Here is a 26,377-nt window from a genome sequence, read left to right as displayed (position 1 = left end):
GTCACCATGCGAAGGCCCGGGCGTCGTGGAGGTTCACGCCGACCGCCGCCTTGCCCAGGTACTCCAGGCACTCGTGCGGCTTGGCGGGCATCACGGAGGCGAACGACGCCTCGCGGACCAGCCGCTCCAGCGGCCGGCCCCGGCTGACCGCGGCGGAACCGCACAGCCGTACCGCGTCCTGGGCCAGCGCCGGGCCGACCTCGCCGACCACGTACTTGGCGGCGTGCACCATGGCGTTGGCCTCCTGGCTGCCGCGCTCCCGGTCGACCAGGTCGCCCGCCTCGTGCACCAGGGCGCGGGCCGCCCGCAGCCTGGCCGACATGCGGCCGAGTTCGTGCTGGACGACCGGGGAGGCGGCGCGGCCCGGGGCCGCCGTCGCCCACCGCACGGTGTGCTCGTGGATCGCCTCGGCGATGCCCAGGTAGGCACCGGTGTATCCGGCCACCATCCAGTGCGGTTCCCGCACCACCTTGAACAGGGACATGCCCTCCACGCCCAGGTACAGCCGGGAGCGCGGGACGGTCACGTCGGTGAGCGTCATCGGGGCCGTGCTGGTGCCGTGCATCGCCGACATGGCGTGCACCTCGCCGAAGGAGACGCCCTCGTCGTCGGCCGCGACGACGAAGTGCGAGACCTCCGCGGTGTCGTCCGCCGCGTCCGCGGGACCTTCCGCGGCGGCGGCGACCACGTAGTAGTCGGCGACCCCGGCGAGCGAGACGAACGACTTCACGCCGTTGAGGACGTAGTGCTCGCCGTCGTCCGCGAGGCGGTAACGGGTCGTCAGGCCGCGCAGCTTGGCGCCGCGCCCGGCCTCCGAGGTGGCGGAGGCGAACAGCTTGCGCCCGTGCACCACCTCGTCCTGCATCCAGGTGCGGAACCGGTCGGCGGCGGGCGGCAGCGGGGTGCCGGCGGAGTCGGCCAGCGCGCCGAGCACCACGTGGTGCATGTTGAACCCGAGCGCGGCGGCGCCGTTGTGGGCGCCCAGCGCGGCCAGCACCCTCCAGTAGGCCCCGAAGCCCAGCCCCAGGCCGCCCGCCTCGCGCGGCACCAGCGCGCCGAGCAGGCCGGAGTCGCGCAGGACGGCGTACGTGGCGCGGCTGTCGGTGCGCCCGGCGTCGACGTCGGCGGCGAGGGCGGCGAGGGCCTCGCCGGTCCCGGCGACCAGTTTGAGGGCGCCGTCGAGTCCATCGTCCGGACGGTCGTCCACAGGGGGATACGTCATCGTTCTCCTCGGTCAGTTCTCGACGGGCAGGCCGAGCCGGCGGGCCACGCCCACCCTCAGCAGGTCGTTGGGTCCGGCGTAGGTCAGGGCCGCCAGGGCGCTGTGCGGGTCGGCGCCGAGACCCGACTCCGGGAGGAAGGCCCGTACGCCGGACAGCGCGGTGGCGTGTTCGGTCATGCGTACGTAGTCCTCGGCGACCGAGATCTTGGTGAGGGCCGACTCGGCGGCGAGCCGCCGCGCCGGGGTGCCGGCGTCCAGGGCGGCCGCGAGCGCGTGGATCTGGGTGCGCGAGCGGTGCAGGGCCATGGCCATGTCGCTCACCCGGGCGGCGACCTGGTGGCTGGCGCCCATCCGGCGGCCGAAGTGCTCGCGGTTCGCGGCCCACTGAGCCGTGCGCTCCAGCAGCAGCCGCATCGGGCCGAGGGCGTAGCCCATGATCAGGGCCCGTTCCCAGGCGGTGGTGGAGGACATCACGGCCAGGCCCGAGCCCTCCCGCCCGATCAGGGCCGAGGCCGGCAGCCGTGCCCCGTCGAAGAGCAGCTCCCCCATGGGCGCGGTCCGCAGTGCGGTCTTGTCGAAGGTCTCGCCCCGGCAGACGCCCGGGGTGTCCAGCGGGACCAGGAAGGCGGACAGCGCGAAGGGGGTGCGGCCCGGTCCGGTACGGGCGAAGACGACGGCCAGGTCGGCCACCGGAGCGGCCGTGACGAACGTCTTGGCGCCGTGGAGGACGTACTCGTCGCCGTCCCGCTCGGCGCGGGTCGTCATGGAGAACGGGTCGCTGCCGCCGGCGCGTTCGGTCAGCGCATGGCAGAGCAGGGTACGGCCGCTCCGGAGGGCCTCCCCGAGGTCCCGGCCGGGCTCGGAGAGGGCGTCCCACAGGGGGTGTTGCATGCCGAAGAGCTGCGACGTCAGCGCGTAGCACAGCCCCGGGTCGATGCCCGCCAGCCCGATGCCCTCGATGGCCGCGAGGCCACGGGTGACCGGGCCGGGCGCGTCCGGGCCGTCCTCCGGGCCTTCGCCGGTCATCCGCAGTACCCCGAGGCCGGCCAGGGTGCGCCACTGCTCCCGGAAGCTGGCACCGGCCGTCTTGCCGGCCACCTCGGCGGCCCGTTCCCGGTACGCGTCGACGACGCGCTCGACGGGGGCCGGGGCACAGCGCAGCAGCAGGTCCGGGTCGTCGCTCATGCGTCGGCTCCGCGCGGCGCGGCGTCGACCACCGACCAGAGGGCCGCGGGCGTACGGAAGTTGGCGGCGACGATCTCGGTCTCGGGGAGCGTGACGCCGGCCTGCTTCTCCAGCGCGGCGACGATCTCCATGATGGCCAGCGAGTCCAGCAGCCCCATTTCGAGCAGCGGGGTGTCGGGGGCCAGGGTCTGCGGCTCCTCGCCGCGCGCCCAGGTGATCCGGCTGTGGATGAGGGCGCAGAGGTCTTCGACGCTGTTCATGAACGGCTCTCCTGAGGGGTGGGGTGGGTGTCCGGCTGGTCGGCGGCGAGGGCCCGGCGGTCGACCTTGCCGCTGGTGGTGGTGGGCAGGGACGGCACGGGAACGATCCGGTCGGGCAGCATCCGCCGGGGCAGCGCGGCCCGCAGGTCCGCGAGCAGTTCCCGCTCGGTGGCGGTGCTCTGGGCGTAGACCCAGATCTCCCCGGCGTACGGGGCCTCCTTCGCCACCGCGGCCGCCGTGGTGACCCGCGGCAGCTCCAGGGCGGCGCTCTCGACGTCGAGCAGGTCGATGCGGTGGCCCCGGCGCTTGACCTGGTGGTCGCGCCGCCCGCGCAGGAACACCCGGCCGTCGCCGGTGATGCGGCCGATGTCGCCGCTGGCGTAGGCGCGGCGTACGACACCGTCGCGGAAGGCCACGCGGACCGTCGGGTCGGTCAGCCGGCCGTCGCGCAGGTAGCCCTGGAAGACGGTGGGCCCGGCGATGTGGATCTCGCCCTCGCCGTCGGTGGGGCGGCCGTCGTCGTCCAGGACCTCGATGCGCACCCCGCCGATGCCGCGCCCGATGGTCAGCTCCTCGTCGGCCGTCCAGTCGGCGGGCATCCGGTGATAGGTGCAAGCGTTGGTCTCGGTGGGGCCGTACAGGTTGTAGAAGGGCCGGTCGCCGAGGAGCTTCAGGTACTCCTGGAGGAGCTGGGGGGCGAAGGGCTCTCCGCCGAAGGCCGCGATCCGCAGGGACGGGGGCACCGCGCCGGCGAAGCCGCCCTGCTCGAGCATGGCGTGGTAGAGCGAGGGCACCGCCATGAAGGCGGTGATCCGCTGCTCGTTCAGCCAGGTGACCACGTCCCGGGGGAAGGAGCGCAGCATGTCCGGCATCAGCACCGCGCAGGCTCCGGCCGCCGCCGCGCCGTACAGGTCGAAGGTGGTGAGGTCGAAGGTCAGCGCGGCCTGCGAGCCGATGCGGTCCTCGGGGGTGAGCCCGAACTCGGCGGCGGCCCACAGCGCGTAGTGCAGGACGTTCTCGTGCGACAGCAGGACGCCCTTGGGCCAGCCCGTGCTGCCGGAGGTGAACAGCAGGTATCCGCCGCGGTCGGTGGGGGCGGGCAGTGGCGCGGGGCGCTCGCCGGGCGGCAGGACCTCGACGCCGGTCAGCCCGTGGCCGAACCGCGTCTCGTGGGGCGTACGCGCATCGGTGTGGGGCGTACGCGCATCGGTGGTGCGCGCCTCGGTGGCGGCGCGGCACGCCCCGGCGCGGGCGCGGTCGGTGGTGAGCAGCAGGGAGACGCCCGCGTTGCGGAGCATCCGTGCGGTGCGCAGCGGCGGGTCGGCCACGTCCAGCGGGGCGACCACCGCGCCGGCCCGGAGCGCGGCGTACAGCGCCACGACGGTCTCGGGGGTCTTGGGCGCGTAGACGCCGACGCGCTGGCCCGGTTCGACGCCGGCGGCGGTGAGGTCGGCGGCCAGGGCGGAGACGGCGGCGTCGAGTTCGGCGTACGTCCAGGTGGACCCTTGTCCGGCGAGGGCGGGACGGTCGGGGTGCAGGCGGGCGGCGTCGGAGAGCAGCCCGTCCAGCCGCCGGGTGGTGGGGGCGGTCGCGGTCACCGGGCGCCTCCGGCGGAGGACGGGCCGGGCGCCGTGTGCTCGGTCTCGGTCTCGGTGAGGAAGGCGGTGACGGCGTCGATGACGAGGTCGGGGCACACGAGGTGCGGGTAATGGTCGGCCCCTTCGGGCACGAGGCGCCGGGCGGGGCCGCGCACGGCCCGCTCCAGGGCGTCGAGCTGGCCGAGGGTGCCGTACTCGTCGCGGTCGCCCTGGATCATCAGGACGGGCGCGGTGACGTCCAGGTCGTCCTCGATCGACCAGGTGCGGAAGGCGTCGGACAGCCACACCTCGCTCCAGCTTGTGAACACGGTGTGCGGGTCGTCGTGGACCAGGGCGAGCTTCCTGGCCAGGGGGCCGCCGGCGTAGGCGGCGCGGGCCGCCTCGATCCCGGTCCGGTTGGCCTCCTCGAAGTACAGGTGCGGGCCCATGGCGACGACCGCCTCGGCGGGGCGCACCGACGCGTACAGCAGCGCCATGGAGGCGCCGTCGCTGTGGCCGACGAGGACCGGGGCGTGGATGCCGAGCAGGTCGAGGAGTTCGGGCAGTTCCTGTTGCCCCTGTTCGTGCATGTAGCGCGGGGTGCGCGGCAGTACGGCCGGGCCGGAGCCGCCGCTGCCGTGCCGCGAGTACACCAGGGCGCGGCGGCCGGTCGCGGCGGCGAGGGCGGCGGGGAAGCGGCCCCAGGAGGCGACGCAGCCCAGGCCTCCGTGCAGGAAAACCAGGGGGGAGCGGTGCGGGTCACCGTCGATGAGGACGTGTTCGATCGGGCCATGCCGGGTCTCGACTACGGGCACATCAATTCCTTAACGTTTTTTTGGGCAGGTGGTGCCGACCGGCGGGCATTCCCTTGTGGGTGGCGCGCCGGATGGCTGCGAAAGGAAGGACCTAATAACGAGTCGTTAAGATTCAGCCTTCAACAAAAGTGAGGGAAGGGGTCCGCCACTGCGGAAATGTGAAGCCGCTGTGAGGACGGCCGGGGTGCGCTCTACGGGCGCCCTGTCACCGCGTTCACCTGCACCGATCACCGGCAAACAGTTGCCGCCATGGCGCGGTAAGGAATAGGCAAGGAAAAGACAAAATATGTGACCCCCGTCTCGGTCTTCCAATGCCGGACCGGAGTACGGCAACCAAGGGGATCTCCTGCGGATTCAGCCTCCGCAGCCCCCGTCGGCCGCCCTGTCCGGCGCCGTGGAAAACATTAGGCAGGGCCGGCCGGATAGAGAAATAGCTATGACAGATCACCTATGCTCTGGCCGCATGGATGTGGATCTTCGTCATCTGCGGTACTTCCTCGCCGTGGCCGAGGAGGGCGGGTTCACCGCCGCCGGCCGCAAACTTCACGTGGCCCAGCCGACCCTGACCCGCTGCATCCGCGGCCTGGAGGAGGCGCTGGGCGTCCGGCTCTTCGACCGCACCACACGGAGGATCCAGCTCACCGCCAAGGGGCGGCGGCTCCACGAGGAACTCGTACCGGTCCTCCGGCAGTTGCAGGCCTCCCTGGACGGCATACGGGCCGGGGAACGGCTCAGACTGGGCTTCAGTTGGGGGCTGCCCGAGGCCCTGTCCATGACGGCCGCCCGGTTCGGCGGCGAGGAGGGCGTCCAGGTGGAGTTCGTCCGCTGCGACACGCCGCTGGCCGGGCTGGACACGGGCGCGGCCGACCTGGCGTTACTGCGCGGGGACACCCTCCCGAAGCACCTGCGGGGCGTCTTCCTCTACGAGGACGTCCGCGTCGCGGCCGTTCCCGCGCAGTGGGAGCTGTCCGAACGCGCCGAGCTGACCTGGGCCGAACTGGCCGACTGGCCCCTCGTCGTCAACACCGTCAGCGGCGTCACGTTCCCCGGCATGTGGCCCGCCGGGCACCGCCCGGAGGTCGGCGCGGAGTGCGCCAACTACGACGAGTGGCTGGAGAAGGTGGCCGCGGGCCTCGGCGTGGGCACGGCACCCGCGGACACCACCCGCCGCTACCACCACCCCGGCGTCCGCTTCGTACCCCTCCGCGACGCCCCGCTGGTCCGCGCCCACCTCGCCTACCCCTCGCACGGCACCCACCCGCAGGCCACCCGGTTCGCCGAGACGGCCTGGCGGGACGTCAGCACCGACCAGCCGGGACACGCCCGCCGCCGGGTCACCGCCACCCGGTCCACCGCCACCCGGTCCACCGCCACCCGCTCCGCCGAGTCCCTGCCGCCCTGGGAGCGCGCTTGAGCTCACGCGCGGGTGCTACTTCCGGTTGTACAGCCGCATCGTCACCGCGCCGAAGACGACGACGAACAGCGCCGACCACCCCAGCGACCAGCCGATGTCCGCCGCGGGCCAGTCGCCGGCCATCAACCCCCGTACCGCGCTCGCCAGGTGGGTGACCGGGCTGTTGTTGACGAACGCCTGGAGCCAGCCCGGCATGGTCCTCGGGTCGACGAAGATATTGCTGAGGAACGTCAGCGGGAAGATCACCATCATGCTGACGCCCATCACGGACTTCTCACCGCGCAGCAGCAGACCGAACATCGTCCAGATCCAGGAGAACGCGAACGAGAAGACCAGCAGCAGCAGCACACCCGCCGCCACACCGGCCACACCGCCGTGCGGGCGGTAGCCGATGACCAGGCCGACCGTGAGCATCACGACGGACGCGATCAGGTAGCGCAGCGCGTCGCCCAGGAGGTAGCCGACCATCGGGGCGGGGCGCCAGATCGGCAGCGTACGGAAGCGGTCGAAGACGCCCTTGGCGATGTCCGTGTTGACCGAGACGCCCGTGTACATCGTGATCATCACGACGCTCAGGGTGAGGATGCCGGGCAGCAGGTACTGGATGTACGCCGAGACCGAACCGGCCAGCGCGCCCCCGAAGAGGTACGTGTACATCAGCACCATCATGACCGGGAACGCCGTGACGTCGAAGAGCTGCTCCGGCACGTGCTTGATCTTCAGCATGGCCCGCCACCCGAAGGTCAGGGAGGCGGACAGGGCGCTCGGGCGGGGCGGCCGCTCGCCGGCGAGCAGCAGGGCCGCGAGGTCCTCGGTGCGGGGGCCGCCGAAGGTGGCGTCGTCGGTGACGGTACTCATGCCCTGGTCTCCTCCGCGTCGTCCCCGCGGTCCGTGAGCGCCAGGAACACCTCGTCCAGACTCGGCTGGCCCAGCGCGAAGTTGTCCACCGTCACGCCCGCCCGGGCCAGCTCCGTCAGCGCCCGCGCCGCCTGCTCGGCCGCGCCCAGCTCCGTACCGTGCCCGTCGACCGTCGCGGTCAGGGCCACCGGGTCGTGGTCGAGCTGCACGGTCGCGTTGAGCGCGGCCCTCAGCACCCGCTCCGCCTCCGGCCGCTGCCCCGGCTCACGAAGCCGTACGTGCACGGAGCCGGAGCCCACCGACGCCTTCAGCTCGCCCTTCGTGCCCTCGGCGATGACCCTGCCGCGGTCGATCACCGCGATCCGGGACGCGAGCCGGTCGGCCTCGTCCAGGTACTGCGTGGTCAGCAGCACGGTGGTGCCCCGGGCGACGACCGCGCGGACGATCTCCCACACCTGGTTGCGGCTGCGCGGGTCCAGGCCGGTCGTCGGCTCGTCGAGGAAGAGCAGGTCCGGCGTGTTGAGGATGGACGCGGCGATGTCGATACGGCGCCGCATGCCGCCCGAGTAGTTCTTGACCTGCCGGCCGGCCGCCTCCGACAGCCCGAACGCCTCCAGCAACTGCGCGCACCGCTCCCGCGCGGCCCGCTTCCCGTGCCCGAGGAGCCGCCCCAGCAGGACCAGGTTCTCCGTACCCGTCAGGTCCTCGTCCACGGACGCGTACTGCCCGGTCAGACTCACCCGCCCGCGCACCGCGTCCGCGTCCCGCACCACGTCCTTGCCGAACACCCGCGCCTCGCCCCCGTCCGGCCGCAACAGCGTCGCCAGCACCTTCACGGCGGTCGTCTTACCGGCCCCGTTCGGCCCCAGCACCCCGTACACGGTCCCCGCGGGCACCCGGAGGTCGATCCCGTCCACGGCCCTGTTGTCGCCGAACACCTTCACCAGACCGCTCGTCTCGACGGCCAGGCCCGCCGGGTCCGTGATCGTCATCGTCACCGTCCTTGGGCCGCGGATGCAGGGGCGTACGGGATTACGGCACGGTCCCTCCCAGTCTCGGCCCCCGCCCCGCCCCCCGCCACCCGTTCACACCTCTCCGGCCCGCAAGGCCCGGAGACGGGCACGACCGCCCCGCCCCCGCGCGGCTATTCGTGCGTGTAGAACACGTAGAACGCCATCAGCCCCGCAGACACCGCCAGGATCAGCGAGACCACCGCCACCGTGAGGACGCTGTTGCCCGACAGGCCGTAGAGGAAGCCGATGCTGATGCCGAACAGGATGCCGAACGCGGCTGCCCGTGTTTCACGCGGCAGCGCGCGGCGGACACGGAGGTAGCCGTACCAGAGGACGCCGAAGCCCACCATGCTCACCACGGCGAGCACGGCCTGCCCGCCGGTGAACGGACCGTCACCGTGGCGGACGATGACCTCGGCGTAGAGGCCGTAAAGAACGGCGCACACCGCGAGCACCATCAAGGTGGACCGGTGTACGTGAGGACGGGTCTCCCGTTCCCCGGTGCGGCGGTGTCGTCCCGGCAGCGTCACGTGTGCGGCCATGGCGCGCTCCTTCCACTGACCTCCCTCCAGGGCACACCCGCCGCCCCCGGCCGGCAAGTGGATCAGCGCCGGACCGGGGACGCGGGCGGGAGAGCCGTGAGAAGGTGACGGCTTGGCCGATCCGTACACCTCGCACCTGCTCCGCCGGGCCGCCGCCTGGGCCGCCGGGCTGCTGCTCGTCGTGCCCACCGTCGTCACCGGCTGCCGGCTCTTCGGCACCGACGCCGTCACCCCCGTACCGCAGCTCCTCGCGCTCCTGCCGTGGCTCGCCGTCCCCGCCGGGCTCGCCCTGCTGCTGGCCCTGCCCGCCCGCCGGCCGTTCCTGACCGCCTGGGCGGGCGGCGCGCTGGCCGTGACCCTGTGGTTCACCCAGCCGTACGGGCCCGCCGGCACCCCCGCCCACGGGCCGGTCACCGCGCGGCTGCGGGTGCTCGCCGCCAACGTGGAGTTTGGCAACGCGACCGGCGAGCTGGTCACCGCCGTCCGGCGCGAGCGCCCCGACCTGGTCTTCGTCTCCGAGTGCGACCCCGCCTGCGCGCGGGCCCTCGCGGCCGGCCTGGGCGCCCACTACCCGTACGGCGCCCAGGTCGCCGCCGCCGGGGCCGCCGGCTCGGTGATCCTCGGCTCGCGGCCCCTGACCCCCGAACCCGCCCTGCCCGGCACCACCATGGGCATGCCCGGCGCCACGGCCCGCCTCGGCGACGAGGACGTGACGGTCCGGCTCGCCCACCCGATGCCACCGCTGCCCGGCCACATCGGCCTGTGGAGGCACGAGCTGGGCCTCCTCCGCGACTTCGCCGCCGCACACCGGGGCCGCCCCGTCATCCTCGCCGGCGACTTCAACGCCACCCAGGACCACGCCGCCTTCCGCTCCGTCCTCGACTCCGGCGCCCTCCACGACGCCGCCCGCCTCGCCGGCGCCGCCCGCACCGGCTCCTGGCCGCAGGGCCGGACCGTGCCGCCGTACGCGCAGATCGACCACGTCCTGGTCAGCGCCGACTTCTCGGTACGCGACGCCCGCTTCCTCGACCTGCCCCGCACCGACCACCGCGCGCTGCTCGTCGACCTCGAACTGCGTGCCCGCCCCTGATCCGGGAAGGTGGGGGACATGGACAACGAGCAGATCCTCGACCACATCGGCGCGCTCGTCCGCGAAGAACGCGCCCTGCGCGACCGCGAGGGCGGCCTCTCCGACGACGAACGCGTACGGCTGCGGTCCCTGGAGGTCCAGCTCGACCAGTGCTGGGACCTGCTGCGGCAGCGGCGCGCCAAGTCCGAGTTCGGCGACAACCCGGACAACGCGCGCACCCGGGCGCCCGGCGAGGTGGAGGGCTACCTGAGCTGACCCCCACGACCGTACGGCTCGCACCGCCCGAGTGGCTGATGCGCGGACTGCGCCCGCAGCCCGCGCCCGTCCCCCGGGCCGCCGTCGCACGCGCCGCCGTCGCCCTGGCCGCGCCGCTCGCCGTGGGCCTCGCGGCCGACCGGCCGCTGTACGGCGCGCTGGTCTCCATGGGCGCCCTGTCCGGCGTCATCGGCGACACCGCCGACGCGTACCGGATGCGCATCCTCAACATCGCCGTACCGCAGCTCTTCGGCGCACTCGGCGTCACCCTCGGCACGCTGGTGTACGGGGAGGGCTGGGCGGCCGTCGGCGTGCTGACGCTCGTCGCCCTGGTGTCCGGGATGATCTCGTCGATCGGCGCCGTCGCCTCCGCCTCCGGGCTGCTGCTCCTGCTCAACGCCGTCGTCGGCGCCGGCCTGCCGATGCCCGCCCCCTGGTGGAAGGCGCCGCTGCTGCTGACGCTCGGCGGCGCGGTCGTGCTCGTCCTCACCCTGCTGGGCTGGCCGCTGCGCGGCGGCGTACCGGAACGGGCCGCCGTCGCCGCCGCCTACCGGGCGGTCGCCGACCTCCTGGCGGTGGCGGGCACGCCCGCGTACGACGAGAAGCGGCAGGCCGCCACCCAGGCGCTCAACACCGCCTACGACCTCGTCCTCGCCCGCCGCGCCCGCGACCGGGGCCGCACCCCCACCCTGGTACGCCAACTCGCCCAGCTCAACGCCCTGATGCCGATCGTCGAGGCGGCCCCCGCCGCCCACCTGGCCGCCCAGGGCAGTGGCCGGCCACTCCCGGCGGAGGTCCCGGCGGCGGTCCGCGCCCTCGCGGCGGCCGTCGAAACCCCCGGCCGGGGCCACCACGACCGCCCCGGCACGCCCGGCGGCATCGACCCGTTCTCCCTCCCCCCGCCCGCCACACCCTCCGAACGGGCCGTCGACCAGGCACTGCGGCACGCCGCCACCGTCATCCACGGCGCCGAGCCCGACCCGCACAACATCGACGACCTCCTCGGCCGCCCCGCCTCCCTCCGCGTCCGCGCCCGCCGAGCCGTCCGCGACGCGCTGCTCTCGCGCGGCTCCTGGCGCTACGGGCTGCGCCTGGCGCTGTGCATCGGGCTCGCCCAGGCGCTGGTGTCGCTGATCGCCGTGCCACGCTCGTACTGGGTGGCCCTCACCGTCACCTTCGTCCTCAAGCCCGACTTCGGCTCCGTCTTCTCGCGCGCCGTGCTGCGCGCGCTCGGCACGGTGGCCGGGCTGGTCGTCGCGGCGCTCGTCCTCGCCGAGGTGCCGCGCGGGTGGTGGGACGTGCCGGTGATGCTGGTGCTGGCAGCGCTGATCCCGGCGTCCACCGCGAAGGGGTACGCCTTCCAGACCGCCGCCATCACACCCGTCATCCTGCTGCTGTCCGACTGGCTCAACCGGCAGGGCTTCGACCTCGTGCTGCCGCGCCTGTACGACTCGCTGCTGGGCTGCGCGATCGTGCTGGTCGCCGGGTACCTGCTGTGGCCGGAGAGCTGGCACACCCGCATCGGTGACCGGCTCGCCGACACCGTCGCGGACGCCGCCCGCTATGTGGCGTGCGCGTTCGGTCCGGAGGCGGAGGCGGACCCGGCGGCGCGCGGGCGGGCCAGGCGGCGGCTGTACCGGGACCTGTCGACGGTACGCAGCGAGTTCCAGCGCGCCCTGACCGAGCCACCGCCCACCGGGACGCGCGCCGCCGCGTGGTGGCCGCTGTGCGTGGCGGTCGAGCGGATCGTGGACGCCACGACGGCCGCCCGGGTACGCGTCAGCCATGGCGCGCCGCCGCCCGCGCCGGAGGAAGTCGCGGACGTCGAGCGGCAGTTGCGCGAGCTGGCGGCGGGGCTGCGCACCAGCCACGTCCTGGTGGAGGTACGGACGGACCTGGAGGGCGACGACCAGGGCGTACTGGCCGCGCTGCGCCAGGAGGTGAAGGCGGCGCGCGCCATCGCCTCACCACGGCCGGACCGGCCCTGAACCGGCGCGCGGCGCCCTTCCGGACGTCATCCTTCCGGGTGCCGTCACCGCACCGCGTCCGCCCGACTACGATGCGCACGACTCACGCGTGCCGCCACATGCCGCAGCATGCGCGGTCTGCTCCTGCTCTACCGCCATATGCCGTGCCATACAAGGACATTCGCCATGCGCAGCGTTTCCAGCAAGGCTCACAGCGGGGCTCCCGGGCGGAGTCCTGGGCGGGGCCCCGGGCGGGGGCTCCAGCCCAATGTCCTCGGCACGTTCGACACGATCGTGATGGCCGTGGCGGGCAGCGCGCCCGCCTACTCCGTGGCGGCCACCACCGCCGTACTCGTCGGGGCCGTCGGCCTGGCCGCGCCCGCCGCGCTGCTGTACTGCGCGATCCCGATGCTCGGCATCGTGCTGGCGTTCAGCCGGCTCGGCCGGATCGACGTCAACGCGGGCGCCAGCTACTCCTGGGTGGGCCGGACGCTCCACCCCGCCCTGGGTTTCCTGTCCGGGTGGGCACTGATCGTCGCCGCGACGATCTTCATGGTGGCCGGGTCGCTGCCGGCCGGGCAGCTCACCCTGGCGCTCGTCGCCCCCGGCACGGCCGACGACACCGCACTGGCCACCGCCGTGGGTGCCGGCTGGTTCCTGCTGATGCTGCTGGTGGTACTGGGCGGCGCCCGGCTCACCGTGCGGGCGCAACTTCTGCTCACGGGCGTGGAGTTGCTGATCCTGCTCCTGTTCATCCTGGGCGTGGTCATGCACCGGGGCGCCGCCACCGCCTTCGACTGGTCCTGGCTGGGCTTCGGGCACTTCGACGGGGTGTCCGGCTTCGCGTCCGGGGCGCTGATCGCCGCGTTCTACTACTGGGGCTGGGACGTCACCAGCAACCTGAGCGAGGAGACCCGCGACAGCCGCCGCACGGCCGGGCTCGCGGCCCTCGTCGGCATCGGGGTCGTCTTCCTCCTCTTCGAGGCGTTCACCATCGCCGTCAACGTCGTCCTGTCGGCGGGGGAGATCCGCGCGGGCGGCGCGAACGTGCTGGTGCTGCTCGGCGACGCCGTGTGGCCCGGCGTCGGCGGCAAACTGCTGATCGTGGCGGTGATGCTGTCGAGCATCGCCACCCTGGAGACCACGCTGATCCAGGTCACCCGGTCGCTGTTCGCGATGGGCCGGGACCGGACGATGCCGGCCGCCCTCGGAGCCGTGCACCGCCGCTGGAACACCCCGTGGGTGGCGATCACCGTGGTCGGGGCGGTGGCGCTGGTGATGTTCGTGGCGGCGACGGCGCTCGGCTCGGTCGGCGACATCCTGGGCAGCGCGGTCAACGCGATGGGGCTCCAGATCGCCTTCTACTACGGGCTCGCCGGCATCGCCGCCGTGGTGGCCTACCGTGGGATGCTGCTGAGGTCCGTACGCGACTTCGTCCTGGGCGGCGCGTGGCCGCTGCTCGGCGCCGCCTTCATGTTCTGGGTCTTCTTCGAGTCGCTGGGCGGGCTGACCGGCACGGCCGTCGCGATCGGCCTGGGCGGGCTGGGGGCCGGGGTCGTGCCGATGATCTGGTACTGGCGCAAGGGCAGCTCGTACTACCGTCCGGCACGGCTGGACGCGGCCCGCGCGATGGCGGCGGCGGGGCCGTACGACGTGCCGCGGCAGCACCACCACCGGGCCGGTGGGAACGAAACGCTGTCGACGGACTTCTAAGAGGGCAACCGGGCTCGTACACCGCCTTTCTGACGGGGGGACAGAGAATTGGCCGTACGCCGCAGCCGCCGCTCCACACGTTTCGAGCCGGACTTCGACCCGGACTTCGGCGACCGGGCGCTGAGCCACGCCCGGCACGACATCGTTATCGGCCGCTGGCAGGGCGTACGCGACCTGCTGCGCGACACCGGCGACGACTGGGCCCTCCGCACGCACCGGCTGCGGCTGCTGTCCCACGCGGCCGCCGGGAGCACCGCCGTCGAGGCGTGGCGGGCGGCCGAGCCCGGCGACCCGGACGCGGCGGTGCTGCGGGCGGCGACCGAGGTCGTCCGCGTCTTCAACGAGGCCATCGCGGTGGGGCGCGGCGGGGCGGTGGACCGGGCGCGGCTCGACGTCACGGTCATGGCCTGCCTGGGCGCCGCCGACGCCCGGCCGACCGACCCGATGCCGTGGGTGTCGCTGCTGACGGTGGCGCGGCTGTACGAGGGCGGGGTGGGCCGGGCGGAGCTGCGGCGCTGGTGGGACGAGCTGCGGCGGCGGGACCCGCACAACCTGGAGGGCCATGTGCAGGTGCTGCGGTACCGGTCGGCGCGGTGGCACGGTACGCACGGCTCGATGTACGACTTCGCGCGGGACGCGGCGGGGGCGGCGCCGCCCGGGTCGCCGCTGCCGGTGCTGGTGCAGATCGCGCGGGTGGAGGAGTACCGGTACATCGCGGACGCGGCGCGCGGCAAGGGGCCGGTGCGGGGCTTCGACCAGCACTGGAAGCACGAGCTGGCGGCGACGGAGGTACGGCGCACCCGGGAGCGGTGGCTCGGCGGGCGGCCGCCCGGACCGGTGCGCCCGGAGGAGGTCGAGCCGCTGAACTACCTGGCGCACGCCGCCTGTTACGCGGGCCTGCCCGAGGTGTACGGGGAGCTGTTCCGGCTCCTGGAGGCGCGGGCCTCGTGGGTGCCGTGGGCGTACACGGGTGACCCGGCGGAGCAGTTCACGAGGTGGCGCGGGGACGGCCGCGCCACCTCGTGACCCCGTGCGTCAGACGCCGATGTCGCGGCCGTCCTTGCGGTACACGGCGACGACCGACGGGCGGACGAGCTTGCCGGGGCCGTCCGGCCAGGCGGACGCCGGCTTCTCGACGGACGCCCCGTCGACCTCGCCCGGGTGCTGTACGGCGACGAGGACGCGGCGCTCCTGGATGATCGGGCCGCACGTCTCGGCGCCGGCCGGCACGGTCAGGAACTGCTTCAGCTCACCGCGCCGCTCGCCCTGCACGGCCACACCGAACAGGCCGTCGTGCGAGCCGAGCTGGTTGCCGTCCGTGGAGATCCACAGGTTGCCGTACGGGTCGAACGCCACGTTGTCGGGGCAGGAGATGGGGCTGACCTTCTCCTTGGGGTAGCCCGCGAAGTACGTGGCCGGGTCCTCCGGGTCGCCCGCGACGAGGAACAGCCGCCAGGCGAAGCCGTCGGAGGCGGGGTCGTCCCAGTGCTCGGCCAGCTCCAGGACCTGGCCGTGCTTGTTGTTGTTGCGCGGGTTGGCCTCGTCCGCGCCGGCCTTGCCCGCCGCGCCACGGTCCTTGTTGTTGGTGAGGGCGACGTACACGCGGCCGGTGCGCGGGGACGGCTCGACGTCCTCGGGCCGGTCCATCTTCGTGGCGCCGACCTTGTCACCGGCGACGCGCGTGAAGACGTACACCTCTTCGGCGGTCATACCGGGGACGTGGCTCTTGTCGCCCGTCGCGAGCGGGATCCAGTGACCGCTGCCGTCGAACTCGCCGTCGTTCGGGAGCTTGCCGGTGCCGTCGATGTCCTGCGGGCTGTCGCCGGTGAGCTTGGCGACGTACAGCGTGCCCTCGTCGAGGAGGGTGAGGTTGTGCTCGCGGGCGCGGCGGGAGTCGCCCTTCATCATCCGCTTGGACGAGACGAACTTGTAGAAGTAGTCGAACCGCTCGTCGTCGCCCATGTAGACGACCGGGCGGCCGTCGGCGGTCAGGCGCGGCTGGGCGGCCTCGTGCTTGAAGCGGCCGAGCGCGGTGCGCTTGCGGGGTGTGGAGTCCGGGTCGTACGGGTCGAGCTCGACGACCCAGCCGAAGCGGTGCGACTCGTTGGGCTCCTGCTTGGCGTCGAAGCGCTTGTCGAACCGCTCCCACTTGCGCTCGGTGGCGCCGGAGCCGATGCCGTACCGCTTGTCGGTCGCGGACGACCCGTTGGCGAAGTACTGGTTGAAGTTCTCCTCGCCGTGGAGCGTGGTGCCCCAGGGGGTGGTGCCACCGGCGCAGTTGTTGAGCGTGCCGAGGACCTTGCGGCCGGTCGGGTCGGCGCTGGTCCGCAGCAGCGCGCTGCCCGCCGCCGGGCCGGTGAGCTCGAACTCGCTGGTCGCGGTGAGGCGGCGGTTGAGCGGGTGGCGGGTGACCGGGGTCAGCCGGCCGTCACGGTGCTGTTCCTGGACGACGACCACGGACAGGCCGTGCGCGGCCCAGGCGATCTCGGCCTGCTCGCGGGTGGGGTTCTCGGGGTCGTACCCCTTGAACATCAGCACTTCGTCCGTGTACTCGTGGTTCGCCACGAGTACCTGGCGGCCGTGCTCGCCCTTGAGCGGCAGCAGGGACAGGAAGTCGTTGTTGTACCCGAACTGCCCGGCCTGCGCCTTCGCGGTCTGCTTGTCCGGGTCGAAGGCGGGCGCGCCACGGAGAATCGGTTCGCCCCAGCGGATGACGACGCTCTGGGCGTAGCCCTCGGGGACGGTCACCTTGTCGTCCGTGTTGGGCGCGACGGGCGTGAAGCGCAGCCCCCGGGCGCCGGCGCTCTTCCCCGCGGTACGGGGCGTGGCGGCGGCCGCCTCCGGCCCGGCCGCCGCCTGCGCGACGACGGCTCCGCCGGCCGTGGCGGCGACGGTGACGACGGCGGCGGCACGCATCATCGAACGGCGCGACAGGGCACCGGCTATGACGTCACCGACGTACTCGTTGTCGCTGGTGTTGGGCACCTCGTGGAAGCAGGCGTCACCGCACCGGTAACGGCAGGTGAGGGCGGACCTGCCGCCCCCGTGCGGGTTGGTGCTCAGCAGCGGGAGCAGCTTGCGCACTTCGTCCTCCTCCGGCGCGGGCTGCGCCGACATGGTGTCGGGAATCGGTCCGGCGGTGACGTTAGGCGCGTAGATGTGCAGGTCGGCGGCTGCGGGGTGAACGGTGGATGAATCCGGTGCGTCAGGGGTGGGGTTGACGCGAATGCCCCTTGCCTTTACGCGCCACTCGGGGCGGCTAACCTTACGTGTCCGCCCTGGCCAGGGATGATTCCTAGCAGTACGGACATACACGGCACCCAACATGCGAAAGGCCTCGCCCATGGGCATTCGGAGCTTGCTGCGCAAGGTGTTTGGACGCGACCGTGCGGAGCGCAACGAGACGGCAGCCGCCTCCGTCCCGCCCCAGACGGAACGCACGGTGCCCCAGGAGGAGCCCACGGCGACGGTTCCGTCCCCGTCCGCCCCCTCCCCGGCGGAGACGACGGCCGAGCGGACGGCCGAGAAGTCCGCCGAGCGGTCCGCCGAACGGTCCGCCGAACGGTCCGCCGAGCGGTCTGCCGAGCAGACGGCGGCGGAACTGGTGGCGGCGTCGTTCGACAACCCCCAGCCCCGCCGCGCCTCGGTCCCGGCGGCCCGCGAAGCCACCCAGGAACCGGCCACCACCCCGAAGGCCGACATCCCGCCCCAACCGGACGCGTCCCCCACGACGGAGGCCCCTTCCCCGGCCGAGGCCCCGGAACCGGAGGCCGCCGCCCCGGCGGAAGAGCCGGAGGCGAACGCCGAGGCCACCGCCCCCGAGCCCGCCGCAGCCGCCACGCCGGAGCCCGAGCCCGAGCCCGAGCCGCAGCCGGAAGCCGCCGTCACCGCCGCGGAACCGGAGCCGCAGGCCGAGGCCACCGCCCCGGAACCGGCCCCCGAGCCGGAGGCCGCCGCCGAGACCGCCACCGAGCCGGCAGCCGAGCCCGAGCCCACCGCCCCCGAGCCCGTGCCCGCCACAGCCGCAGCCGCAGCCGCCACCGACGTCCCGCAGCCGGAAGCGACCGCCCCCGAGCCGGAAGCCGAAGCAACCACCCCGGAGGAGCCCGCCCCCGCTCCGGAGGTGAACGTCCCGGAGGCCGAGCCCGCCGAGGCCACCACCCCCGCCGACGGCCCGGCGCCCAAGCCGGCGCTGTCGGGCGCGCGCGTCAAGGCGCGGGCGCCGCAGCTCAGCGAGGCGTACAAGGCGGCCGGGGCGGCCCTCCGCAAGCGCGGGCTCGTGGGGGCGCGCGCGACCGTGTACCTGGTGCTCGACCGGTCCGGGTCGATGCGGCCGTACTACAAGGACGGCAGCGCCCAGCACCTCGCCGAGCAGGCACTCGCGCTGGCCGCGCACCTCGACGACAAGGCGACCGTCCCGGTCGTCTTCTTCTCGACCGAGATCGACGGCACCGGTGAGGTCACCCTCGACGACGTCGACGGCAGGATCGAGGCGCTGCACAGCGCGCTCGGCCGGATGGGCCGGACCAACTACGACCGCGCGATCCGCGAGGTGCTGGCCCACCACGAGAAGTCGGACGCGGCGGACCGCCCCGCTCTCGTCCTGTTCCAGACGGACGGCGCGCCCGAGTCCAAGACGGCCGCCACCCAGGCGCTTGCCGACGCGGCGACCAGCGCCAAGGACGTGTACTGGCAGTTCGTGGCGTTCGGCGAGGAGGACTCCAAGGCGTTCGACTACCTCCGCAAGCTGGAGGCGCCCAACGCCGGGTTCTTCCACGCGGGCCCCGCCCCCCGGGACGTCCCGCACGCCACCTTCTACCGCGAGGTCCTCGCGACCTGGTCGGTCTAGGGCCGCACGGGGGCCTGGTCGTCGACGGGCAGCCGTACCGTCACGACCAGGCCTCCGCCGTCCCGGGCCACGGCCGACACCGTCCCGCCGTGCGCGGCCGCGATCGACCGGACGATGGACAGCCCGAGCCCCGCGCCAGGCCCCATCCGGTCCCGCCCCTCACCCCGCCGGAAGGGCTCGAAAAGCCCGGGTATGTCCGCCTCCGCGACCACCGGCCCGGTATTCGCGACCGTCAGTACGCCCCCGTCGACGGTCACGCGGACCCACCCCGCACCGTCCGGAAGGTTGTACGCGACCGCGTTCGCGACGAGGTTCCGGGTGAGCTGTGCGAGCAGCACCCGGCTGCCGCGCACCACCCCACCCGTACCGGACACCTCCACCCCATACGCGTCGCACTCCTCCGCCACCACATCCCCCAGCCGGACGGCCTCCCGCTCCTCCAGGCCGCGCTCGCTGCGCGCCAGAACCAGCAGCCCGTCGATGAGCCGCTCACTGCGCCGGTTGCTGTCCAGCAGCACCTGCTTGACCGACGCCGGGACCGAGTCGTCCAAGCCCACCTGGATCGCCGTGCGCTGCGTGGCCAGCGGCGTCCGCAGCTCGTGGGAGGCGTTCGCGATGAACCGCCGCTGGCTGTCGAACGCCGCCTCCAGCCGCCCCAGCAGCGCGTCGATCGTGTCGCCCAGCTCCTTCAGCTCGTCGTCCGGCCCGCGCACGCCGAGCCTCTCGTGCAGGTTCCGCTCCGAGAGCCGCCGCGCCCGGGCCGTCATCTCGTGTACGGGGCGGAGGACGCGCCCCGCCGTCCACCACCCGACCACCACGGCGCACAGCGCCATGACCAGCAGCGCGCCACCGGACCAGATCAGGAGCTGCTCGGAGGCCGCGCGGCTGATGTCACCCGTGACCTGTTCCACCCGGATGACGTCCGGGCCCTCCACCCGCGCCGCGATCGCCTCCGCCTCACCGCGCGTCCCGGCCCCGGAAAGCAGGTTCACCACGCCCAGCAGACAGCCGCCCAGCACCAGGAAGACAGCGCCGTACACGAGGGCGATCCGGGTCCGTATCGTCGACCCGGAGCCGATGCCCGGCCCGATCACAGCGCGTACCCCACGCCCTGCACGGTACGGATGACCGCCGGCTCCCCCAGCTTCCCGCGCAGCTTGCTCATGCACACCCGCACCGCCCCCGTGAACGGGTCGGCGTGCGCGTCCCAGGCCCGCTCCAGCAGCTCCTCCGCCGACACGACCGCGCCCTCCGCCTCCAGCAGGATCTGGAGCACCGCGAACTCCTTCGGCGACAGTTCCAGGTCCCGCCCGTCCCGCTCGGCGGTCCTGCGGACCGTGTCCAGCCGCACCCCGTGCCGTTCCAGCAGCGGCGGCACGGGCGGCCGGGCGTTGCGCCGCCGCAGCGCGCGCACCCGCGACACCAGCTCGGGAAACTCGAACGGCTTCCCCAGGTAATCGTCAGCACCCAGATCCAGCCCCCGCACGCGGTCCTCCAGCCCCGCCGCGGCGGTCAGCATCAGGATCCGGGTCCGCGCCCCGCCGGCCACGAGCCGCCGCGCCACCTCGTCGCCGTGCACCCGGGGCAGGTCGCGGTCGAGGACGACGACGTCGTAGTCGTACAGCCCCAGGTAGGCGAGGGCGGCGTCCCCGCTGTAGACGGTGTCGACGGCGAATCCGGCACGCCGCAGCCCGGCGGCGACGAGCTCGGCGAGGACGGTCTCGTCCTCGGCAACCAGTACACGCATGCCCCCACTCTCCATCCCCCGGCATTTCGCAAACGTCTCTCCCCTCGAAACGAAGGTGAGGGCAGTTCCCGCGGCCGGATAGGATTTCGACCATGGCGGCCACTGGATCCGAGAAGCAGGGGGCGAAGGCGTACTACGTCTCGACCCCCATTTACTACGTCAACGACGCTCCTCACCTGGGCCACGCCTATACGACCGTCGCAGGCGACGTGCTCACCCGCTGGCACCGTCAGCGCGGCGAGAAGGTGTGGTACCTCACCGGCACGGACGAGCACGGTCAGAAGATCATGCGCACGGCCGACGCGAACGGCGTCACTCCCCAGGAGTGGTGCGACAAGCTCGTCGAGGAGGCCTGGAAGCCCCTCTGGGAGCACCTGAACATCGCGAACGACGACTTCATCCGCACGACGGAGAAGCGGCACACGGACCGTGTGCAGGAGTTCGTGCAGGACCTGTACGACAAGGGCGAGATCTACAAGGGCGGGTACGAAGGCCCGTACTGCGTGGGCTGCGAGGAGTACAAGCTCCCCGGCGACCTGATCGAGGACGAGCAGGGCGTGAAGCTCTGCCCGGTCCACAAGAAGCCGGTGGAGATCCTCAAGGAGGAGAACTACTTCTTCAAGCTCAGCGAGTACGGCCCGAAACTGCTCGACTTCTACGAGAAGAACCCCGGCTTCATCCAGCCGGAGTCCGCCCGCAACGAGGTCGTGAACTTCGTCAAGCAGGGCCTCGAGGACCTCTCCATCTCCCGCTCCACCTTCGCCTGGGGCATCCCGATCCCCTGGGACGAGAAGCACGTCATCTACGTGTGGGTCGACGCGCTCCTGAATTACGCGACGGCCGTCGGCTACAACGAGAACCCGGCGAAGTTCGACGAGACCTTCCCGGCCAACGTCCACCTGATCGGCAAGGACATCCTGCGCTTCCACGCGGTGATCTGGCCGGCGATGCTGATGGCGCAGGGCCTGCCCGTGCCCGGCAAGGTCGCGGCGAACGGCTGGCTGATGGTCGGCGGCGAGAAGATGTCGAAGTCGAACCTGACCGGCATCAAGCCGCAGGACCTCACCTCGCACTTCGGCGTGGACGCCTACCGCTGGTACTTCCTGCGGGCCATCGCCTTCGGCCAGGACGGCTCGTTCTCGTGGGAGGACTTCACCGCCCGCTACACCTCCGAGCTGGCCAACGACTACGGCAACCTCGCCTCGCGCGTCGCGGCGATGGTCGGCAAGTACTTCGAGGGGTCCCTCCCGGAGGCCACCGCCTCCGGCGAGGCCGAGCAGGCCATCCAGGAAGGCCTGGCCAAGGCCGTCGCCGAAGCCGACCGGAAGATCGGCGAGGAGCTGGACTTCCAGGGCGGCATCCTGGCGATCTTCGACTTCGTGAAGCAGGTCAACGGCTACATCACGGAGCAGGAGCCCTGGAAGGTCGCCAAGGACGACTCCGACGAGGGCCGCGCCCGCCTGGCGACGATCCTCTACACCGCCGCCGAGTCGCTCCGCGCGGTCGCCGTGCTCCTCAACCCGGTCATGCCGGAGACCTCCCAGAAGCTCTGGGACTCCCTGGGCGCGGAGCCCGTCCTCGGCCCCCTCGCCGACCAGCACATCCAGTCCACCGCCACCTGGGGCCAGCTCCCCACCGGCGCGACGGTAACCAAGGGCGCGGTCCTCTTCCCCCGCCTGGAGGACCCGAAGAAGGCCTGACGTCCCCCCGCACCCCCAGGACCGCCGCCCTCCCCGGAGGCCGGCGGTCCTGTGGCGCGGCTGCTGGATTTACTGGTGCCGAAGCTGGGTGTTCCGGCGGGGCAGAGAGGAGTTCGAACGTGCGGGAATTCCTTTCCTCCGGCGACTCTTACGGCACCCGCGATCCTTGGACGCCGGTCAATGGGACGGTCAGCGTTTCGATCAGTGATTTGGAGCGGCAGGTCACTGATCTACCTGCCACGGCCACGTCACCGGAGTCCTGGGAGCAGCTCCGCGACTGGTGCGTAGGCCGGATGCAGTCTCCTGTCTGCTCCGCGGCCCTTCGCGCACGGTGGGGGCATCTTGCCCTGATCGCGATCTCCAGGCAGCACAAGGCGGGCACCGATGACGCGCAGAAGGCAGTGGCCGACACGGCTCGCATACGCGCATACATGATCCAGGAGCTGGGGGTGAGCGCCTCCGACGAGGCGCGACAGCCAGCCGCGCTGTGTGCGTATGTATTGGAGAGCATCGGCCTGCCCATCGACGAGGTGACCCGCCTGGCCGGCGAATGGCGCACCGCACCAAGGGAACAGGCCCTCCTATTGCGCCGCCTGAAGAATATGCTCACGCCCTTGGTGCACATTCAGGATCTCGTGAACCCGGATGACGCCGTTCGGCATGAGATCACGCCCTGGTTGGCGCTGATTCCGAAGCTGCCCTGATCCGAACGCGACAGGGGCCACGACGGCCGGGTTTCAGCACGGGTCAGCTCGGCCCGGCCCCACGGAGGGGGGCCTCCGACGCCGTGGCGATCGCCTCGTCGAGGATGTCGCGGGAGCGGAGGAGGTCGGTGATCAGGCGGTCGAGGCGGGAGCGTTCGGTGGTGAGGTCGGCGACGAGGCGGGCGGTGGCGATGGCGGAGGGGCCGCCGTCCGTGTCGCGCATGCAGGGGAGGAGTTGGGCGATCTTCTTGCTGTGGAGGCCGGCCGCGTAGAGCGCCTGGATGCGGATGACGCGGTCGACGGCCCATTCGCCGTAGGTGCGCTGGCCGCCCGGGGTGCGGTCGGCCGTGAGGAGGCCCTGGGTCTCGTAGTAGCGGAGCGACCGCTCGCTCACGCCCGTGCGACGGGCCAGTTCACCGATACGCATTGCCCACCTCGCCTGCCCGTCAGGGGACTTGAACCTGACATTGATGTCAACTCCTACCGTACCGGCATGACGAACACACCGGAGAAGTCCCGCCTGTTCCAGCCCGCCCGGCTCGGTGCGCTGCACCTGCCCAACCGCCTGGTCATGGCGCCGTTGACCCGTAACCGCGCCGGTGCCGACGGGGTGCCACAGGCGATCATGGCGACGTATTACGCACAGCGCGCCTCCGCCGGGCTGATCATCGCCGAGGCGACGACGCCCAACGCCGTGGGGCAGACGTACCCCAACATCCCCGGGATTCACAGCGACGCCCAGGTGGGTGGATGGCGGCGGGTCACCGACGCCGTGCGCGACGCGGGCGGGCGAATGTTCCTTCAGCTCCAGCACGGCGGCCGGGTCGGGCACCCGGACAACAGCGGGCTGGTACCGGTCGCGCCGTCGCCGGTCCCGCTCCCGGAGACCATCCACACCCCGGGTGGGCGCAAGGATGCCGTGGTGCCCAGGGAGATGTCTCTCGACGACATCCGGTCCACCGTGGCGGACTTCGCCTCCGCCGCCCGCAACGCCATCGACGCCGGTTTCGCCGGGGTGGAGGTGCATGCCGCGAACGGCCACCTGCTGCACCAGTTCATGGCCAGGAACACCAACCACCGCACCGACGCCTACGGCGGCCCGGTCGCCGCCCGCATCCGGTTCGTGGTGGAGGTGGTGCGGGCCGTGGCCGCGGCCGTCGGCCCCGAGCGGATGGGGCTGCGGATCTCCCCCCGGGTCACCGTCAACGGCATCGAGGAGGGCGACACCGAGTACCTCTACCCGGCTCTCCTCGACGCCCTAGCCGACGACGGCCTGGCCTACCTGCACACCGTGTTCGCCGACCCGGACGACGCCCTGTGGCAGGACCTCCGCAAGCGGTGGTCCGGCACGCTGATCGCCAATCCGGCGCTCGGCTGGGGCGGTCCGCTGCCCGCCGACGGCGGCAAGGAGGCGGGCGAGCGGCTGCTGGCCGCCGGTGCGGACCTCATCTCGCTGGGCCGGGCGTTCCTCGCCAACCCGGACCTGGTGGAGCGGCTCCGGATCGGCGCCCCGCTCAACCCGCTGCGGGACGAAGGCTGGATGTACGCCGGCGGCGAGACCGGGTACACCGACTACCCGACGCTCGCCGCACAAGCCGCATGAGAGCGAAAGGGCCCCGGGACCGTGTGTACGGTTCCGGGGCCCTTCGCGTGAGGCTTACTTGTCCGCGACCGGCTTGCGGAGCGCGATGTTGAGCTCCTTGAGGCGGGCCTCGTCCAGCTCCGTCGGGGCGCCCATCATCAGGTCCTGGGCGTTGCCGTTGAGCGGGAAGGCGATGGTCTCGCGGATGTTGGGCTCGTCGGCGAGGAGCATCACGATGCGGTCGACGCCCGGGGCGATGCCGCCGTGCGGGGGGGCGCCGTACTGGAAGGCCTTGAGCATGCCGGAGAACTCGCGCTCGACCGTCTCGCGGTCGTAGCCCGCGATCTCGAAGGCCTTGAACATGATGTCCGGCTCGTGGTTCCGGATGGCGCCGGAGGACAGCTCGACGCCGTTGCAGACGATGTCGTACTGCCAGCCGAGGATGTCCAGCGGGTCCTGGGTCTCCAGGGCCTCAAGCCCACCCTGCGGCATCGAGAAGGGGTTGTGCGAGAAGTCGATCTTGCCGGTCTCCTCGTCCTTCTCGTACATCGGGAAGTCGACGATCCAGCAGAAGCGGAAGACGTTCTCCTCGAAGTGGCCGGCCCGCTTGGCGGCCTCGACGCGGACCGCGCCCATGATCTTGGAGACCTCGTCGAAGTCGCCCGCACCGAAGAAGATCGCGTGGCCGGGCTCCAGGCCGAGGCGCTCGGTGAGGACCTTGACGTTCTCCTCGGTGAGGAACTTGGCGATCGGGCCGGTGAGGGTGCTGTTCTCACCGACGCGCACCCAGGCCAGGCCCTTCGCGCCCTGCTCGACCGCGAAGTCGCCCAGGCCGTCGAAGAACTTGCGCGGCTGGTCGCCCGTGTTCGGCACCGGCAGGGCGCGGACGTGCTTGCCGGCGAAGGCCTTGAACTCGGAGCCCTCGAAGACGTCGGTGACGTCGACGAGCTCCAACTGGGCGCGCAGGTCCGGCTTGTCGGAGCCGTACTTCAGCATGGCCTCGCGGAACGGGATCCGCGGGAACGGCGAGGTGACGTGGCGGCCGCCGCCGAACTCCTCGAAGAGCTCGGTCATCAGCTTCTCGATCGGCTGGAAGACGTCCTCCTGCTCGACGAAGCTCATCTCGACGTCGAGCTGGTAGAACTCGCCCGGCGAGCGGTCGGCGCGGGCGTCCTCGTCGCGGAAGCAGGGCGCGATCTGGAAGTACCGGTCGAAGCCGGAGATCATCAGCAACTGCTTGAACTGCTGCGGAGCCTGCGGCAGCGCGTAGAACTTGCCCGGGTTCAGGCGGGACGGGACGACGAAGTCACGGGCGCCCTCGGGGGAGGTCGCGGTGAGGATCGGGGTCGCCATCTCGTTGAAGCCGAGGGCCGTCATCTTGTGACGGATGGCGGAGATGACCGCCGTACGCAGCATGATGTTGCGGTGCATGCGCTCGCGGCGCAGGTCGAGGAAGCGGTACTCCAGGCGCCGCTCCTCGTTGACGCCGTCGTCCGTGTTGATCGTGAACGGCAGCGGGGCGGACGCGCCCAGCACCTCGACCTCGGAGACCTCGACCTCGATCTCACCGGTCGGGAGGTCGGAGTTGATGTTCTCGGCACCGCGCGAGACGACCTTGCCGTCGACGCGGACGACCGACTCCTTGGTCTGCTTGTCGAGCGCCTCGTACGCGGCGGTGCCGGGACGGGCGACGAGCTGCGTGATGCCGTAGTGATCGCGCAGATCGATGAAGAGGATGCCGCCCAGGTCGCGCCGATTGTGCAGCCAGCCGCTCAGCCGGACGTCGCTGCCGACGTCAGAGGCGCGGAGCTCGCCGCAGGTGTGGGACCTGTACCGATGCATCGTCGTTCATCCAGTCTTCGCGGATCGGGGTCTGTGTTTCAC

The 26,377-nt window shown here is 72.4% G+C and carries 23 protein-coding genes; 10 read left to right on the top strand and 13 right to left on the bottom strand.

Translation table 11 applies throughout. The features are described 5' to 3' along the window. Position 1: 1 nt before the first annotated feature. Genes AB0J57_RS13030 through AB0J57_RS13010 form a run of 5 tightly spaced genes read right to left on the bottom strand, consistent with a single transcriptional unit; the run spans position 2 to position 5,059 of the window. Entirely contained in the window at positions 2-1,222 is a 1,221-nt protein-coding gene (locus AB0J57_RS13030; protein WP_366128126.1) for an acyl-CoA dehydrogenase family protein, read from the bottom strand. Between the two features lie 12 nt (positions 1,223-1,234). Further along, positions 1,235-2,407 carry an acyl-CoA dehydrogenase gene (locus AB0J57_RS13025; protein WP_366128125.1) on the bottom strand — a complete coding sequence of 391 codons (1,173 nt, stop codon included), beginning with the start codon at positions 2,405-2,407 and terminating at the stop codon, positions 1,235-1,237. Then, positions 2,404-2,667, bottom strand: a complete 264-nt coding sequence (locus AB0J57_RS13020) for an acyl carrier protein (protein ID WP_366128124.1) — start codon at positions 2,665-2,667, stop codon at positions 2,404-2,406. The genes AB0J57_RS13025 and AB0J57_RS13020 overlap by 4 nt, the downstream gene beginning before the upstream one ends. Further along, positions 2,664-4,265, bottom strand: a complete 1,602-nt coding sequence (locus tag AB0J57_RS13015; protein WP_366128123.1) for an amino acid adenylation domain-containing protein — start codon at positions 4,263-4,265, stop codon at positions 2,664-2,666. Before AB0J57_RS13015 ends, AB0J57_RS13020 begins: the two co-directional genes overlap by 4 nt. Further along, positions 4,262-5,059: an alpha/beta hydrolase gene (locus AB0J57_RS13010; protein WP_366128122.1), complete on the bottom strand. Its 798-nt coding sequence runs from the start codon at positions 5,057-5,059 to the stop codon at positions 4,262-4,264. Before AB0J57_RS13010 ends, AB0J57_RS13015 begins: the two co-directional genes overlap by 4 nt. Before the next feature lie 463 nt (positions 5,060-5,522). Here AB0J57_RS13010 and AB0J57_RS13005 point away from each other — a divergent pair, with 463 nt between their 5' ends. Beyond that, the gene (locus AB0J57_RS13005; RefSeq protein WP_366128121.1) at positions 5,523-6,473 is read left to right on the top strand and encodes a LysR family transcriptional regulator; all 951 of its coding nucleotides are present in this window, start codon (positions 5,523-5,525) and stop codon (positions 6,471-6,473) included. 15 nt (positions 6,474-6,488) lie between these two features. Here the strand turns inward: AB0J57_RS13005 and AB0J57_RS13000 are convergent, their stop codons facing one another. The 3 genes from AB0J57_RS13000 to AB0J57_RS12990 form a co-directional block, all read right to left on the bottom strand. Then, positions 6,489-7,331: an ABC transporter permease gene (locus AB0J57_RS13000; protein WP_366128120.1), complete on the bottom strand. Its 843-nt coding sequence runs from the start codon at positions 7,329-7,331 to the stop codon at positions 6,489-6,491. Then, complete coding sequence (locus AB0J57_RS12995; protein ID WP_366128119.1) at positions 7,328-8,323, bottom strand: ATP-binding cassette domain-containing protein; 996 nt, start codon at positions 8,321-8,323, stop codon at positions 7,328-7,330. Before AB0J57_RS12995 ends, AB0J57_RS13000 begins: the two co-directional genes overlap by 4 nt. Positions 8,324-8,475: 152 nt before the next feature. Next, entirely contained in the window at positions 8,476-8,886 is a 411-nt protein-coding gene (locus tag AB0J57_RS12990) for a hypothetical protein (RefSeq protein ID WP_366128117.1), read from the bottom strand. 112 nt (positions 8,887-8,998) lie between these two features. Here AB0J57_RS12990 and AB0J57_RS12985 point away from each other — a divergent pair, with 112 nt between their 5' ends. From AB0J57_RS12985 to AB0J57_RS12965, 5 genes are all read left to right on the top strand, one after another. Then, entirely contained in the window at positions 8,999-9,976 is a 978-nt protein-coding gene (locus tag AB0J57_RS12985; RefSeq protein ID WP_366128116.1) for an endonuclease/exonuclease/phosphatase family protein, read from the top strand. Positions 9,977-9,994: 18 nt separating this feature from the next. Next, positions 9,995-10,231 carry a DUF2630 family protein gene (locus AB0J57_RS12980; RefSeq protein WP_366128115.1) on the top strand — a complete coding sequence of 79 codons (237 nt, stop codon included), beginning with the start codon at positions 9,995-9,997 and terminating at the stop codon, positions 10,229-10,231. A 38-nt stretch (positions 10,232-10,269) separates the two neighbouring features. Next, positions 10,270-12,219, top strand: coding sequence for an FUSC family protein (locus tag AB0J57_RS12975; RefSeq protein ID WP_366128114.1), 1,950 nt, complete (start codon positions 10,270-10,272; stop codon positions 12,217-12,219). Positions 12,220-12,384: 165 nt separating this feature from the next. Continuing rightward, on the top strand, positions 12,385-13,911 hold the full coding sequence (locus tag AB0J57_RS12970; protein ID WP_366128113.1) for an APC family permease: 1,527 nt from the start codon (positions 12,385-12,387) through the stop codon (positions 13,909-13,911). A 48-nt stretch (positions 13,912-13,959) separates the two neighbouring features. Next, positions 13,960-14,937 (top strand): hypothetical protein, encoded by a 978-nt coding sequence (locus AB0J57_RS12965; protein ID WP_366128112.1) that lies wholly within the window; start codon positions 13,960-13,962, stop codon positions 14,935-14,937. Positions 14,938-14,946: 9 nt separating this feature from the next. Here the strand turns inward: AB0J57_RS12965 and AB0J57_RS12960 are convergent, their stop codons facing one another. Next, a complete protein-coding gene (locus AB0J57_RS12960; RefSeq protein WP_366128111.1) occupies positions 14,947-16,995 on the bottom strand; it encodes a PhoX family protein in 2,049 nt (682 codons plus the stop codon). 259 nt (positions 16,996-17,254) lie between these two features. Here AB0J57_RS12960 and AB0J57_RS12955 point away from each other — a divergent pair, with 259 nt between their 5' ends. Beyond that, a complete protein-coding gene (locus AB0J57_RS12955; RefSeq protein WP_366128110.1) occupies positions 17,255-18,760 on the top strand; it encodes a VWA domain-containing protein in 1,506 nt (501 codons plus the stop codon). On the opposite strand, the gene AB0J57_RS12950 is transcribed toward AB0J57_RS12955, so the two are convergent. Together AB0J57_RS12950 and AB0J57_RS12945 are read right to left on the bottom strand one after the other, a co-directional pair. After that, positions 18,757-19,854: an ATP-binding protein gene (locus tag AB0J57_RS12950; protein WP_366128109.1), complete on the bottom strand. Its 1,098-nt coding sequence runs from the start codon at positions 19,852-19,854 to the stop codon at positions 18,757-18,759. The genes AB0J57_RS12955 and AB0J57_RS12950 overlap by 4 nt on opposite strands. After that, complete coding sequence (locus AB0J57_RS12945) at positions 19,851-20,507, bottom strand: response regulator transcription factor (protein ID WP_366128108.1); 657 nt, start codon at positions 20,505-20,507, stop codon at positions 19,851-19,853. The genes AB0J57_RS12950 and AB0J57_RS12945 overlap by 4 nt, the downstream gene beginning before the upstream one ends. Positions 20,508-20,599: 92 nt before the next feature. Between AB0J57_RS12945 and metG the strand changes: the two genes are divergently transcribed. Then, the gene (gene metG, locus AB0J57_RS12940; RefSeq protein ID WP_366128107.1) at positions 20,600-22,207 is read left to right on the top strand and encodes a methionine--tRNA ligase; all 1,608 of its coding nucleotides are present in this window, start codon (positions 20,600-20,602) and stop codon (positions 22,205-22,207) included. A gap of 119 nt (positions 22,208-22,326) precedes the next feature. Continuing rightward, positions 22,327-22,911, top strand: coding sequence for a hypothetical protein (locus tag AB0J57_RS12935; protein WP_366128105.1), 585 nt, complete (start codon positions 22,327-22,329; stop codon positions 22,909-22,911). Between the two features lie 43 nt (positions 22,912-22,954). On the opposite strand, the gene AB0J57_RS12930 is transcribed toward AB0J57_RS12935, so the two are convergent. Then, positions 22,955-23,338: a MerR family transcriptional regulator gene (locus AB0J57_RS12930; RefSeq protein WP_366128104.1), complete on the bottom strand. Its 384-nt coding sequence runs from the start codon at positions 23,336-23,338 to the stop codon at positions 22,955-22,957. Positions 23,339-23,404: 66 nt separating this feature from the next. Here AB0J57_RS12930 and AB0J57_RS12925 point away from each other — a divergent pair, with 66 nt between their 5' ends. Beyond that, positions 23,405-24,514, top strand: coding sequence for an alkene reductase (locus tag AB0J57_RS12925; RefSeq protein ID WP_366128103.1), 1,110 nt, complete (start codon positions 23,405-23,407; stop codon positions 24,512-24,514). Positions 24,515-24,568: 54 nt separating this feature from the next. Here the strand turns inward: AB0J57_RS12925 and aspS are convergent, their stop codons facing one another. Beyond that, on the bottom strand, positions 24,569-26,335 hold the full coding sequence (gene aspS, locus AB0J57_RS12920) for an aspartate--tRNA ligase (RefSeq protein WP_366128102.1): 1,767 nt from the start codon (positions 26,333-26,335) through the stop codon (positions 24,569-24,571). Between the last annotated feature and the right edge of the window lie 42 nt (positions 26,336-26,377).

The organism is Streptomyces sp. NPDC049837, assembly GCF_040674455.1.
In the GTDB taxonomy this organism is placed as follows: domain Bacteria; phylum Actinomycetota; class Actinomycetes; order Streptomycetales; family Streptomycetaceae; genus Streptomyces.
The sequence above is the reverse complement of the archived record's forward strand: the minus strand, read 5'-3'. Positions and strand labels throughout refer to the sequence as shown.

Bases quoted from the DNA above. Each gene is read 5' to 3' on its own strand.
- AB0J57_RS13005 (WP_366128121.1), top strand. From the start codon at position 5,523: ATGGATGTGGATCTTCGTCATCTGCGGTACTTCCTCGCCGTGGCCGAG.
- aspS (WP_366128102.1), bottom strand. From the start codon at position 26,335: ATGCATCGGTACAGGTCCCACACCTGCGGCGAGCTCCGCGCCTCTGAC.
- AB0J57_RS12945 (WP_366128108.1), bottom strand. From the start codon at position 20,507: ATGCGTGTACTGGTTGCCGAGGACGAGACCGTCCTCGCCGAGCTCGTC.
- AB0J57_RS12990 (WP_366128117.1), bottom strand. From the start codon at position 8,886: ATGGCCGCACACGTGACGCTGCCGGGACGACACCGCCGCACCGGGGAA.
- AB0J57_RS12955 (WP_366128110.1), top strand. From the start codon at position 17,255: ATGGGCATTCGGAGCTTGCTGCGCAAGGTGTTTGGACGCGACCGTGCG.
- AB0J57_RS12930 (WP_366128104.1), bottom strand. From the start codon at position 23,338: ATGCGTATCGGTGAACTGGCCCGTCGCACGGGCGTGAGCGAGCGGTCG.
- AB0J57_RS12925 (WP_366128103.1), top strand. From the start codon at position 23,405: ATGACGAACACACCGGAGAAGTCCCGCCTGTTCCAGCCCGCCCGGCTC.
- AB0J57_RS12995 (WP_366128119.1), bottom strand. From the start codon at position 8,323: ATGACGATCACGGACCCGGCGGGCCTGGCCGTCGAGACGAGCGGTCTG.
- metG (WP_366128107.1), top strand. From the start codon at position 20,600: ATGGCGGCCACTGGATCCGAGAAGCAGGGGGCGAAGGCGTACTACGTC.
- AB0J57_RS12970 (WP_366128113.1), top strand. From the start codon at position 12,385: ATGCGCAGCGTTTCCAGCAAGGCTCACAGCGGGGCTCCCGGGCGGAGT.
- AB0J57_RS12975 (WP_366128114.1), top strand. From the start codon at position 10,270: ATGCGCGGACTGCGCCCGCAGCCCGCGCCCGTCCCCCGGGCCGCCGTC.
- AB0J57_RS13025 (WP_366128125.1), bottom strand. From the start codon at position 2,407: ATGAGCGACGACCCGGACCTGCTGCTGCGCTGTGCCCCGGCCCCCGTC.
- AB0J57_RS13020 (WP_366128124.1), bottom strand. From the start codon at position 2,667: ATGAACAGCGTCGAAGACCTCTGCGCCCTCATCCACAGCCGGATCACC.
- AB0J57_RS13000 (WP_366128120.1), bottom strand. From the start codon at position 7,331: ATGAGTACCGTCACCGACGACGCCACCTTCGGCGGCCCCCGCACCGAG.
- AB0J57_RS12980 (WP_366128115.1), top strand. From the start codon at position 9,995: ATGGACAACGAGCAGATCCTCGACCACATCGGCGCGCTCGTCCGCGAA.
- AB0J57_RS13030 (WP_366128126.1), bottom strand. From the start codon at position 1,222: ATGACGTATCCCCCTGTGGACGACCGTCCGGACGATGGACTCGACGGC.